This is a genomic window from Aeromonas sp. 25-248 (assembly GCF_053005425.1).
In genome coordinates, this window is sequence record NZ_JBRKTB010000019.1 from 17427 (window position 1) to 29818 (window position 12392).

At 59.6% G+C, this 12392-nt stretch carries 13 protein-coding genes; 3 read left to right on the forward strand and 10 right to left on the reverse strand.

The genetic code is table 11. The features are described from left to right. Positions 1–213 precede the first annotated feature (213 nt). The gene (putP, locus tag ACVDHI_RS19055) at positions 214–1722 is read left to right on the forward strand and encodes a sodium/proline symporter PutP (protein ID WP_323944661.1); all 1509 of its coding nucleotides are present in this window, start codon (positions 214–216) and stop codon (positions 1720–1722) included. Positions 1723–1793: 71 nt separating this feature from the next. Here putP and ACVDHI_RS19060 read toward each other — a convergent pair whose 3' ends face one another. The 6 genes from ACVDHI_RS19060 to ACVDHI_RS19085 form a co-directional block, all read right to left on the reverse strand. Next, positions 1794–2399: an NAD(P)H-dependent oxidoreductase gene (locus ACVDHI_RS19060; protein WP_447212412.1), complete on the reverse strand. Its 606-nt coding sequence runs from the start codon at positions 2397–2399 to the stop codon at positions 1794–1796. Positions 2400–2453: 54 nt separating this feature from the next. After that, entirely contained in the window at positions 2454–2885 is a 432-nt protein-coding gene (locus ACVDHI_RS19065; RefSeq protein WP_041212963.1) for a MerR family transcriptional regulator, read from the reverse strand. Between the two features lie 560 nt (positions 2886–3445). Continuing rightward, the gene (locus tag ACVDHI_RS19070; RefSeq protein ID WP_323944658.1) at positions 3446–4261 is read right to left on the reverse strand and encodes a cold-shock protein; all 816 of its coding nucleotides are present in this window, start codon (positions 4259–4261) and stop codon (positions 3446–3448) included. 56 nt (positions 4262–4317) lie between these two features. Further along, positions 4318–5211, reverse strand: coding sequence for a hypothetical protein (locus ACVDHI_RS19075; RefSeq protein WP_319918551.1), 894 nt, complete (start codon positions 5209–5211; stop codon positions 4318–4320). Between the two features lie 548 nt (positions 5212–5759). After that, on the reverse strand, positions 5760–6353 hold the full coding sequence (locus ACVDHI_RS19080) for an MliC family protein (RefSeq protein WP_042878427.1): 594 nt from the start codon (positions 6351–6353) through the stop codon (positions 5760–5762). A gap of 110 nt (positions 6354–6463) precedes the next feature. Continuing rightward, positions 6464–6832, reverse strand: coding sequence for a DUF2061 domain-containing protein (locus ACVDHI_RS19085; RefSeq protein WP_039040193.1), 369 nt, complete (start codon positions 6830–6832; stop codon positions 6464–6466). A gap of 180 nt (positions 6833–7012) precedes the next feature. Here ACVDHI_RS19085 and ACVDHI_RS19090 point away from each other — a divergent pair, with 180 nt between their 5' ends. Further along, entirely contained in the window at positions 7013–7234 is a 222-nt protein-coding gene (locus ACVDHI_RS19090; RefSeq protein ID WP_324059511.1) for a hypothetical protein, read from the forward strand. A 116-nt stretch (positions 7235–7350) separates the two neighbouring features. Here the strand turns inward: ACVDHI_RS19090 and ACVDHI_RS19095 are convergent, their stop codons facing one another. Beyond that, positions 7351–7950, reverse strand: a complete 600-nt coding sequence (locus tag ACVDHI_RS19095) for an FMN-dependent NADH-azoreductase (protein ID WP_447212413.1) — start codon at positions 7948–7950, stop codon at positions 7351–7353. A 109-nt stretch (positions 7951–8059) separates the two neighbouring features. Between ACVDHI_RS19095 and ACVDHI_RS19100 the strand changes: the two genes are divergently transcribed. Next, entirely contained in the window at positions 8060–8989 is a 930-nt protein-coding gene (locus ACVDHI_RS19100; RefSeq protein WP_324033800.1) for a LysR family transcriptional regulator, read from the forward strand. Between the two features lie 50 nt (positions 8990–9039). Here ACVDHI_RS19100 and ACVDHI_RS19105 read toward each other — a convergent pair whose 3' ends face one another. The 3 genes from ACVDHI_RS19105 to ACVDHI_RS19115 are packed head-to-tail and all read right to left on the reverse strand — an operon-like array spanning position 9040 to position 12252. Further along, positions 9040–9894 (reverse strand): 23S rRNA (adenine(2030)-N(6))-methyltransferase RlmJ, encoded by an 855-nt coding sequence (locus ACVDHI_RS19105; RefSeq protein ID WP_042879855.1) that lies wholly within the window; start codon positions 9892–9894, stop codon positions 9040–9042. After that, on the reverse strand, positions 9888–10349 hold the full coding sequence (locus tag ACVDHI_RS19110; RefSeq protein WP_039040190.1) for a DUF2390 domain-containing protein: 462 nt from the start codon (positions 10347–10349) through the stop codon (positions 9888–9890). Before ACVDHI_RS19110 ends, ACVDHI_RS19105 begins: the two co-directional genes overlap by 7 nt. Then, complete coding sequence (locus tag ACVDHI_RS19115) at positions 10342–12252, reverse strand: ABC transporter ATP-binding protein (RefSeq protein ID WP_039040189.1); 1911 nt, start codon at positions 12250–12252, stop codon at positions 10342–10344. The genes ACVDHI_RS19110 and ACVDHI_RS19115 overlap by 8 nt, the downstream gene beginning before the upstream one ends. Between the last annotated feature and the right edge of the window lie 140 nt (positions 12253–12392).

Genomic DNA, 12392 nt, shown 5'->3' on the forward strand with positions numbered 1-12392 from the left:
GGGGATGATCAGGGTAAACCCTTGGCAGGTCGGGATAAAATCCGGCCTTATTGCAATTGAGTGGTTGCTTGGTTAGGTGTTAAACGTTTTCCGTGTGTTTTTTATTTGTTAAAAGTGGTTGTGGTCCAGCGATCTGCTGATTACTCTAGGCCGGTTTTTTAAGGAAGAGTTCGTCGCAAGAACGAACACAGACGTCACATAACGGAGTTTTGAATGACAGCTAGCACCCCCATGCTCATCACCTTTCTGGTGTACATCCTCGGGATGGTGTTGATCGGCTTTATCGCCTATCGCGCCACCCAGAACTTTGACGACTACATTCTCGGCGGCCGCCGCATGGGGAGCTGGGTGACCGCCCTCTCCGCCGGCGCCTCCGACATGAGTGGCTGGCTCCTGATGGGCCTGCCAGGCGCCGTCTTCATCGGCGGCATCTCCGAGAGCTGGATCGCCATCGGCCTCACCATCGGCGCCTACTTCAACTGGCGCTGGGTGGCCGGTCGGCTGCGGGTTCACACCGAGAAGAACCGCAACGCCCTGACCCTGCCGGACTACTTCACCTACCGCTTCGAAGACAAGAGCCGGGTGCTGCGCATCCTCTCCGCTCTGGTGATCCTGCTGTTCTTCACCATCTACTGCGCCTCCGGCGTGGTGGCCGGTGCCCGCCTGTTCGAGAGCACCTTCGGCATGAGCTATGACACCGCCCTCTGGGTCGGCGCCGCAGCCACCATCACCTACACCTTCTTCGGCGGCTTCCTCGCGGTGAGCTGGACCGATACCGTGCAGGCCACCCTGATGATCTTCGCCCTCATCCTCACCCCAGTGTTCGTCATCATCGCCGTGGGCGGCATCGACACCGCCATGGTGCAGGTGGCGGCGCAGAACGCCAGCAACCTCGATATGTTCAAGAACCTGGACTTCATCGCCATCATCTCCCTGATGGCCTGGGGCCTGGGCTACTTCGGCCAGCCCCACATCCTGGCGCGCTTCATGGCGGCGGATTCCCACCATTCCATGGCCAGCGCCCGTCGCATCAGCATGACCTGGATGGTGCTTTGCCTGGGCGGCGCCGTGGCCATCGGCTTCTTCGGTCTGTCCTACTTCAGCACCTTCACCGAGCAGGCGGCTGGCGTCACCGGCAACCCGGAGCGGGTCTTCATCGAGCTCTCCAAGATCCTGTTCAACCCCTGGATCGCCGGTGTGCTGCTCTCCGCCATCCTGGCGGCCGTGATGAGTACCCTGAGCTGCCAGCTGCTGGTCTGCTCCAGCGCCATCACCGAGGATCTCTACAAGCCCTTCCTGCGCAAGAACGCCTCCCAGAAAGAGCTGGTGTGGGTCGGCCGCGCCATGGTGCTGCTCATATCCCTCATCGCCATCGCCGTGGCGGTGAACCCGGAGAACCGGGTGCTGGGGCTGGTAAGCTACGCCTGGGCCGGCTTCGGTGCCGCCTTCGGTCCCGTGGTGCTGCTCTCCGTGCTCTGGTCCCGCATGACCCGCAACGGCGCCCTGGCGGGCATGCTGACCGGTGCCCTGACCGTCATCATCTGGAAGCAGTTCGGCTGGCTGGGTCTGTACGAAATCATCCCGGGCTTCCTGTTTGCCACCCTGGCTATCGTGCTGTTCAGCTTGTTGGACAAGGCCCCCTCCAAGGCCATGCAGGATCGCTTCGCAGAAGCCGAGCAGGAGTTCCAGAGCCCCATGGCAGACGCCATCGCGGCAAAATAACCCCCGCCTCGACGACAAAAGCCCCGCAATTGCGGGGCTTTTTAATGGGCAAAACATGCCCATGGCAGGGATTAGGCGGGACGCCTGCCCAGCCGCTGCACATCCTGGCGGGCGGCGGCCCCGGCCTGGCGGAGCCAGTGCTGGCGGGCCCCCTCATCCGAGGTGTGGACGGGCCCCAGATGCTGGCGGTGGGTCAGCCGGATGCCACAGAGCCCCAGCACCGGCTTGTCCAGGGTGCGCTCCAGGGGGGCTCCCTGCCACCAGCGGTAATACCAGGGGGGGCTGTCCATGGTGAGCAGCAGGCGCGCAGTCTTGCCGGCGAGCAACTGCTCCGGGTACGCCTTCCCCGGCTGGTAGCGAAAGGCGAAACCCGGCAGCAGGGTGCGATCCAGCAGTCCCTTGAGCCGGGCTGGCAGGTGGCCCCACCAGACGGGGGCGACGATCACCAGATGGTGGGCCTCCATCAGGCTCTGCTGCACCGCCTGCAGATCCGGTTCGAGGGGCTGCACCTCGTCATAGCCATGGTGAAGATCCGGCGCGAAGGCGAGCTCCCCCACGTGATGCAGGGTGACGCGCGCGCCCCTTTGCTCGGCGCTGCGGGCATACTCTCGGGCGAGAGCGTGGCAGAGGCTGTCGGGTTTGGGGTTGCCGTTGAGAACAAGCAGGTTGGGGGTCATGGTATGGCTCCTTGAAGTGAGCCCCCATTACACCCCTTGTCCCATGGGACAGAGTCAAGCCACCTTTTGCCCCCGATCCGCGGCGGCTGGATGATCCCGCCCGTCGGGGGATTGCCGCGCCGGGGCGCCATAGCGGCAGGGGTGCTGCGCCAGCAGCGTGGCGCACTGGCTCAAGCCCTGATGCTGGCGTTGCAGCCGGGCGACCTCCGCCTCGATCTGCGCCAGCTTGTCCGCGATAAGCTGCTCCACCTTCTGCCAGGGGAAGTGATCGAGGCTGGTGACGCCCGCGAGCAGGGGAACCAGCTCCCCGAGCTTGCAGCCAAGCCGCTGGGCCTCGCGGATAAAGCCGACCCACTCCAGATCCTCGGCCCGGTAGACGCGATACTTGCCGCGCCGCCTGGGCTCGGGCAGCAGCCCGAGCTGCTCGTAGAGGCGGACCGCCTTTGGGGTGGTGCCCGCCAGCCGGGCAAATTCGCCGATATACATGGTGCTGCTCGCAAAGGTTGTTCGAGTAGGGGCCACTATAGGTCAGTGGCTGGGGGGATTGAATCCCCAGGGGGGAGGGGGCGCCGTTGGCGCAGTGCAGGGGCGGGAATTGGTCTCTCTGACCCCTGACGGGGCCAGAACAGCCGTCAATGGACAGGTGATCGCCACTATAAGCAAATGCTGGGTCATTATCGGAAAAACCATAAATTGAACTTATACTGGCTCTGGAACGCCAGACAGGGCCATCAGGGGCCGAAAAGGACTCCCCAAGGGATTTCCCGATCATTTATGAGGGGGAAATCCCTTTTATCAGTCTGATGAGCGAAGCGTCATCAGATAATCGCGGCAGAATGATCGTTGGAAGGGCGCCTGATGATTATTCGGCTACCTGTGTGCGGCTTTATTCGCGACTGCTAGAATACGCTCCATTAATCGAACCTACAGGCTACGGGCTGAAAGATTTCCAGCAGATTCATGTTTTCCGGATTTTCTTATGGGTTTCTATAACCTGAATTAAAAAGCGTCGGATTGAATTGTTGGTTAGGTGGTCATTGTGACGTCTACTTCCTGTTGGAGCGCTCTTCGATATTGCCAAACGACTCAAAAGCTACGGCTCTTGCCCTTGTTCCACTATTTGATAAACCTAACTCATCACACAATTTTGCGTATATATTTGGCGGGAAGCCTCCTTTGAAGTCCCAAGTTGTTCCATCAAGCTCCATTTGTAGGACGCCAGAGATGTTTTTATATTTGTAGCCAAGTCTGTTAGAAACAATATAATGTGACACTTGGTTGCTGTGCGTAAATGCAAATTTCGTTGTTTCAGCCACCAAACTCTTAAATTCGTCCTCTTCGAGCTGTTCTTGTGCTCTCTCAGCATCACGCTGTCGTTGTGTTCTCTCTTGCTCGATTGCTGTTTTTGCCTCAAATTCTTTGCGTTCTAGTTCGCGTTTTTTTTGTCCCTCAGTTTCGAGGTGCCCACGCTCTAGGCTCAGCTTATCAGTGCGATCTCTACCCATAAGGTCAGAGGTTACGGCGTCAAGCCATGAAGGCTTTTGACGTCCCACATTTCGCCAACAAAATTCAACCCTCTCGATAAGTCTGTTTGGTTCGGTAATGGCGCCCCGTCTGACTTGCTCAGACGACAAGATGGAACGAACCTGCGTTCCCTTTGGTGTTACTTCTGTTTCAAACCAAAAATGGAAGTTTTCGCCAAAAGGGTCGCTAGCAAGTCTCGCCGCCAATTCTGGATCTGTTCTTTTGATGGTTGTAATGTGAAAGAAAACTTCGGAGCTGTTTCCAAGCAGTAGCCCGCGAACAAATCCAAATCCTCGATCGCTGATGTAGTTGCTAACAATACCGAAATTGATGCTCATATCATCCTTCCTCTAGAATTCACATTGGCAGCGTGCATCTACACCTAACGCCGCAATCAGCTGCCACCAAAGGCGGTCAGCTGCATTGCCTTGTTAGGCTTGACTGGCCACTTTTCATGATACTTATCGATATTAAAATCTTGTATTGTTAATTTCTCTAAACCTTCAGCTTCTTCTAGCTGATTATGCTCATGCAAAAATTTGACTAAATCCATTAGCGAATTTCCTAAAAGCTTCAACCTCGTTAGACAAAAATTGCTCTTCGCACTCGACATAGAACCATACAATAGTTCTTCTAAGCGCGAAATTGCATCTGAAGATTCTTTTAGTTTATTGTAATTCTTTTTGAATTCAGGAAACCCAATACAGCTAAGTTCGCCACCATTTTCCTTCATTAGATATTGTCCAATTTCAGACTGCATTAATTGAAAAACTGGTTTGTCAGTAGAGATTCTGTTTTCCGAATAATCGTGAAGAGATGTGTCTGCTAGCATCCTCTCAATCCTTTTCAGGTGGTAGTAAAACAGTTTTGTTTTCTCGTCGTCATTGAATTCCAGAAACCTTACTCTTTCTTTAAGAATTTCCACCCAGCATAAATATCTTGAAATTAAGTACATTGTTCCAAGTAGATAATGTTGCTTGGTCATGGGCCATGACCCATACATTGGCTTGGAATCCTCTTGTGCTTCGAGTACTTTATTCTTCGAAGCTGCTTGTCGTTCGCACAAATGCCACAGCCTATCTTGTATGTCCTCAGCTGCAATCATTACTACTCGTGAATATCTGTTAACTGTGGCTTTTATCGACAATGCTTCGTTCATTAGTAATTTGTGGTCTTCAAAGTCTTTTTTTAATCGATTATCTAGCAATCCTCTTCCTAAATAGCCGAGTATTGCAACTGCGGTTGCTGTTCCACCAAGAGATGTAACGAATATTTCTAAGAATCCCATTGCTCTCTCCATTGCTCCTAACTGTGATTAGATGGAGGGCTGTACTAACACACGAATAGCGCCTTCTATCTAACACTATTTTACATTGATTTAGGGGGGGTAAATAACATTAAAATCAATTGGTTATCTTTATATTTCTGAAGCAAAGTGCATTCGCTAGCCCTCTTCTTTTGCATAACCATTTCGATAGCATAGAAAAGTCACGTGACATTGGCCATGGCAAGCACCTATATGGCTACTGCCCTGAATGTCAGCTTCCAGCTTGCTGCGATTGACCAAAGGGGCGTGGTTGGCATGGCTCATGGGAGACTCCGACGAGGCGTGTGTTGCCAATTGGCTATATTAACGGCCCGAGAGCGAAGGGAAAGGAGGAAATGGCGAATTGCCGGGCAAGATCAACAAATGGAGGTCAGCTCGAAAGCCTGGCGTCCGGGCTGGATTGGCGAGAGAGGGCTGGGGATAGGTAAAAGGGGGCGAGTGGCCACCAGCTGGTGACCCTCTTGCTGCCTGTACGGGAGTGGTTGCCCGGCCTCTGGCCGGGCGGGGGATCAGTTGCCCGGGATCTCGCTGCAGTTAAGGGTGGGCTGACCGTAGCGCTCCAGCATGGCGTCGCTCCCCTTGGTCCAGAGGGTGAGGTTTTGCCCCTCGTACCGGGCGCCGCTGGCGCTGGGGGTCTCATAGGCGAGCACCTGCTGCTGGTTGTTACCCTCGCTCAGGTTGATCATGGCGGCGGGCCGCTTGGCCTCGTTGTAGAAGTAGGTGGAGAGGGTGACGCTCTTGCCGCACTGGTAGTCCACCGGTGTCGGCACCTTCAGTTGTCCGCCTTTTATCTGCAACTCGGTGATCCGCAACTGGTAGCTCTCTTCCACGCACTGGCGCAGGTCGCCCGCCTTCCAGCAGTCGTTGCGCCCCTTGATCCAGCCGCGCTGGATGGCGCGCTCGCTCTTCTGCTGCTCGGGGGAGAACCCGGCAATCGCCTTGGGATAGAGGGCTGACAGCTCGTTATCCAGCGCAGCCAGTCCGGCATCCTTGCAAATGAGGGTTTCGGCGGCGCCTTTCGCCTTGGCGCACTCGAAGGACGGGGTGGCCGCCGCGGCCAGCAGAGGGGAAAACAGCAGGGTTCCAAGCAAGATCTTGTTCATCGACAGGGCTCCAACAGGGGGCATGATGCCCCGTGACCAGAGCACACTTTACACCCGAAGGAGGCAGGAGCACCCCGTGTTTTTGGGTGCCGGGCGGCCCTGCATGGCAATCAGACGCCGGCCAGCGCCAAGGTCTGGCGGCTGCGCCACAGCCGCTCGTGGAAGAAGAAGACGACGGTGTTGATGGCAGGTTCGATCAGTGCCATCACGCCGCCGGTGAGCAGCTCACCACTCAGCAGGTAGGCGACACCGAAGGCCACCGAGAAGTGGACCAGGGCGAAGCTGCTGGTCTTGGCCTGCAGGCTGTGGTGGGGCTTGAGCTTGTGCCAGCCAAGGTCGTGGAAGTAGAAGGCGACCGTGTTCACGGCGGGCTCGATGAGGGCGATCAGGCTGGCGGTGAGCAGTTCGCCGGTCAGCAGATAAGCCACGGTGAAGGCGACACAAAAGTGCAGGATGGCGAAGCTGATGGTCTTTTTCATGGTGGTGTCTCCTCTGGCGATGAAGGCAGTATCACCCAGAACTCCATCAAATGAAAACCATTCTCATCTATCGGCGAAATAGAAAATGCCTATCGACCGGGGGAGGCCCCACCAGATTGGGAGTTGCCCGGGACAGCAGCGGCGCTAGAGTGTGCCTTTTGCCATGAAAAAGGAGCTTTCATGACCATCAACTCCAACCTGTTTGTTCTCTTCATGCTGCTGCTGATGATCGTCGTCGGCGTGGTGGCCTGGCGACTGGCCCGGCGCAAGAGCCGCCACCCGGGGCTTGTCACCTTCCTGTGCGTGCTGCTCTGCCTGGTGCCGCCCTTGGCCCTGCTGGCGCTGCTCATTCTGGCGCTCTGGCGGGACATGCCCGCAGGCCCCGATGCCAGGCAAGCCTAGCTAGTCCCTCAGCCGCCACTGCCGCAGTCATAGAAAAGCCCCTTGCGGGGCTTTTTTACTTGGAATGTCCCGCGCAGCAGGTGGCCGGTTGGAAGGGGCAAGATCGGGTGATGGCCCTACCTGCCGAGGCCAGCGATCCGAGCATGGGCTTCGCGCATTCCCTGTTCCGCCCCGTGGGGGTGCAGATCCATCCCCTCTGCGTAGACGAATTCCACCTCCGCGATGCCCATCAGGCCGAGCACGGATTGGAGGTAGGGGGTGACCACATCCGTCGCCTGTCCCTGATGCACGCCGCCGCGGCTGCTGAACACCAGGGCGTTGACCCCCTCCACCAGCCCCATGGGGTAGGTGTCGGTGTAACGGAAGGTCACCCTGGCCCGTGCCACCAGATCGAACCAGTTCTTGAGGGGTGTCGGTACATTGAGGTTGTACATGGGGGCGCCGATCAGCAGCAGGTCGGCGGCCTTGAGTTCGGCAATCAGCCGATCCGACAGCGCCACCGCCTGCCGGATGGCCTCATTGGCCGGTTCAGCCCCGCGCAGGGCGTGAAACAACGGGCTGTTGAGGACGGGCAAGTCGAGGGCGGTCAGGTCGCGCACCACTACCTGGTCCTGGTGGCCCTGCTCCCGGCGTGTTTGCAGGAAGCGCTCCATCAACTGGTTGGTGCGGGATGCGGGGCCGTTGAGGCTGGATTGCAGCAGCAGGATCTGGCTCATGAGGGAAACTCCATCTGAAACGTGTGAAGAATGAAGGGAGCTTACCAGTCATTTTTTTCCGCAGTGCTGATAGTATTTCGCCATATTGGTTCCAAAAGGTATGCAATAGATGGCAAACACGCTCAACGGCATCGATCTCTTCGCCACAGTAGTGGAGGCGGGCAGCTTCGCCCAGGCGGCGGAGCGGCTTCACCTCACCCGCTCGGCGGTGGGTAAGGGGGTGGCGCGGCTGGAGCTGCGTCTCGGCGTGCAACTGTTTCATCGCACTACCCGCAGCCAGAGCCTGACCGAGGAGGGGGCGCTCTTCTATCGCCACTGCCTGCGGGCGCTGGAGGAGGTGCGTCTTGGGGAAACGGCGCTGGCCAGCAACAAGCTCACCCTCAACGGCAGATTGAAGGTCTCCATGCCGGTGCTGTTCGGCCAGCAGTGTGTGGCCCCCATTTTGCTGGCGCTGGCGAAGGCGCATCCCGGGCTGGCCCTGGAGCTGTCGTTCAGCGACCGCAAGGTGGATCTGGTGGAGGAGGGGGTGGATCTGGTGATCCGCAACGCAGAGCCGCCGGACAGCCTGGATCTGGCGGCGCGCAGGCTCGGGGAGCACGGCATGACGCTCTGCGCCTCGGCCGCCTATCTGGCCGAGCGAGGGGAACCTGTGACCCTGGCCGAGTTACCGGAGCACGAGTGCATCGCCTATCTGCGCCAGGGGCGGGTGCTGTCGTGGTGGTGGCAGGAGGCCGAGACATGGCGCGAAGTCCAGCCCAGAGGGCGGTTGCAGATGGACGATCTCAACGCCATCACCCAGGCGGCCATCGCGGGCTTTGGTCTCGCCTGGCTGCCGACCTGGCTGGCGCGGCCCCACCTTGAGCGGGGCGAGCTGTGCGAGCTGCTGGCCCGGTTGCCGGGTCGGCGCTATCCCATCAACGCCCTCTGGCCCCATGGACCGCATCTGCCCCTCAAGACCCGGCTCGCCATCGATTGGCTGGCGAGCCGCCTGACCGAGCGGCTGGCCAGCGTGAACGTGCCGGGTCATCAGCCCCAATGAAAAAGGGCCTGCTGTGACAGGCCCTTTTTCATTTTCTGTGGTTCCGAGGGTCAGGCTTCGGCCTTGTTCAGCCACTCCACCCTGTACTGGGCGCCGGCGCCCTGGGCCAGCTTGGCGCACAGGGGTTTCAAGAAGGCCTCGATCTGCTCGTCCAGCATCCAGGGGGGGCTGACGATGAGCATGCCGGAGCCGTTCATGCCCCAATCGGCAGTCTGGCCGGCCACTTCCAGCTCCGCTACCAGGACGTTGCCGAAGTTCTCGCGCTTGATCGCTTTGAGCATGTCGCGGGACTTGTCCGCCTCTTGCCCGAGGATGGGATACCAGAGGGCGTAGATGCCGGTGGCCCAGCGCTTTTGCGCTTTTTTAAGGGTATCGACTACCGCGAAGTAATCTTCCTTGAGCTCATAGGGAGGATCGATCAGCACCAGACCACGGCGCGGGGTGGGGGGCAGCAGGGCGACCAGCCCCTCGAAGCCGTCGCGATGGTGGACGGCGACGCGGGGGTCGTACCCCATGTTGGCGCGAAGATCTTCCACCTCGTTGTTGTGCAGCTCCATCAGCGCCAGCTTGTCCTGATCGCGGATAAGGCGGCGGGACAGCTCCGGCGAGCCGGGGTAGTAGTGCAGCTGGCCATCGCTGTTCATCTCCTCGATGACACCCAGATAGGGGGCCATGGCGGACCACTGGGCCCGCTCATCCCAGAGGCGTTTGATCCCGTCGGCGTATTCCGCTTTCTTCTGGGACCAGTCGCCGCGCAGGTCGTAGAGACCGCCACCGGCATGGGTGTCCAGCACGATGAAGGGTTTCTCCTTCTTCTTGAGGGACTCGATGATCAGGGCCTGGACGGCGTGTTTGAGCACGTCGGCGTGGTTGCCGGCGTGAAAGGCGTGGCGGTAGCTCAGCATATGAGATCTCTGAGGGGGCCCTGCTGGGCACCCAGTAACGATAGATAGTGAAACAGGTTGCGGCTGTCGCCGCGAAACAGGGCGAGGGTGCGCAGGGTCTGCAGCAAGACCCCCTGTTGCAGCCGCTCCAGCTCCAGTTCGTGGGCCAGCATGGTCTGGTACTCCTCGGCCCCCACCCGTGACTTGGCCTGCTGGCGCAGGGTGCGCCAGGGGAGCAGCACCGCCTCGGTCTGTACCAGGGCCGGTTGCAAGTCCGTGAGGTCGACCGGGATCCGGAGCAGGTCGAGGTGGTGCAGCAGGAGTGCCAGGTTGACGTTGCCCCCCATGCTTTGCACGTGGAGCCAGTCCTGGCTGCGTTGGCCATAGGCGCCTGTGCTCCATGTCCAGAACTCGGAAGGGGTGGGCAGGGCGTCGGGGCTGACCCGCTCGCTGGCCATCAAGGCTTCATCACGCAAAGAAGGCCTGCTCCATGGTTTCCAGCTCTTCAGAGAGGCTCATCCACTCCAGCTCGACGTGCTCCAGCTCCTCCTTGAGGGGGCCCTGGGACTTGAGCAGCTCGGAGAGCTTGCCCTTGGCGCTCTCTTCATAGATGGCGGGATCGGCGAGCTGCTCTTCCACCGCGGCCAGCTTGGCCTGCAGCTTCTCCATGCTGGTTTCGAGCTTCTCGAGCTTCTGGCGCAGCGGCCGGGTCGCTTGCCGGAACTGGGCTTCGAGGCGCTTCTGATCCTTGCGCGCCACCGCCGAGTTGGCGGAGACGGTGCCATCTGCCGGCTTGGCATTGGCCTCTTTCTCCTGCTCGCCGAGCCACTTGTGGTAGTCGTCGAGATCCCCGTCGAAGGGCTCGACCCGGCCGCCGTGGACCAGATAGAAATCATCCGTGGTGGTGCGCAGCAGATGACGGTCGTGAGAGACCACCACCATGGCCCCCTCGAACCCTTGCAGGGCCATGGTCAGGGCGTGGCGCATCTCCAGATCCAGGTGGTTGGTCGGTTCATCCAGCAGCAGCAGGTTGGGCTTTTGCCAGGTGATGAGGGCCAGCACCAGCCGCGCTTTCTCACCGCCGGAGAAGGGGGCTACCTTGTCGAGTACCTTGTCGCCGTGAAAACCGAAGCTGCCGAGGTAGTTGCGAAGCTCCTGCTCGGTCTTGTCCGGGGCCAGGCGCACCAGGTGATCGAGGGGGCTGTCATCGAGGCGCAGGGTCTCGAGCTGATGCTGGGCGAAGTAGCCGATGCTCACCCCGGCGCTCACCTCCAGCTTGCCGGAGAGGGGCGGGTTGGAGCCCGACAGCATCTTGATGAAGGTGGACTTGCCCGCGCCGTTGCGACCGAGCAGGCCGATGCGCGAGCCCGGCACCAGGTTGAGCTTGATCTTCTCGAGGATCACCTTGTCGCCGTAACCGGCGCTGAGGTTCTCCATGGCGATGAGCGGGGTCGGCAGAGCGGAGGGCTCGCGAAACTCGAAGCTGAACTCGGAGTCGGCGTGAGCGGGCAGGATCTTCTCCATCCGCTCCATGGCTTTGAGCCGGCTTTGTGCCTGACGGGCCTTGGAGGCCTTGTAGCGGAAGCGGTCCACATAGGATTGCATGTGGGCCATCTCCCGCTGCTGCTTCTCGTACATGGACTGCTGCTGGGCCAGGTGCTCGGCCCGTTGCAGTTCGAAGTCGGAGTAGCCGCCGCTGTATTCGTTGAGCTTGCCGTTCTCGATATGGATGATGCGATTCACCACGGAGTCGAGGAAGTCGCGGTCGTGAGAAATGAGCACCAGCGTGCCCTGATAGCCCTTGAGCCACTTCTCCAGCCAGATGACGGCGTCCAGATCCAGGTGGTTGGTCGGTTCATCCAGCAGCAGCAGATCGGAGCGGCAGAGCAGCGCCTGGGCCAGGTTCAGGCGCATGCGCCAGCCGCCGGAGAAGCTTCTGACCGGCGAGTCGAGCTGATCGCCGCCAAAACCCAGACCGTGCAGCAGCTCGGCGGCGCGGGCGCGAATGCTGTAGGCACCTATGGTATCGAGCTTGCCGTGCAGCTCGGCCACCAGCAGACCGTTGTCATCCGCCTCGGCCTGGGCGAGCTCGGCCTCCAGGGCGCGGAACTCCTTGTCGCCATCGACCACGTATTCGAGCGCGGAGCAATCCAGCGCCGGGGTCTCCTGGGCCACGCCGGCAATCTGCCAGCCGGCGGGCAGGCTGAAGCTGCCGTTGTCGATGGCCAGCTCGCCCCGCACCAGCGCAAAGAAGGTGGACTTGCCACAGCCGTTCTTGCCCACCAGGCCCACCTTGTGGCCGGGGTGTATGGTGGCGGACGCGTTGTCCAGCAGCGTGCGGCCGCCGCGGATCAGTTCGATTTGACTGGCAACTATCATGGATGGGTCTGCTTGGCTCGATTGAAGGAGAGAAACTGGCGCGGATCTTACGTGAAATGACACAAATTTGCACTTGAGGGCGGGGGGGATGGCTGCCGCCGGAAAAACGTGTCATAACAGAGACATCTGGGGGGCAGGAG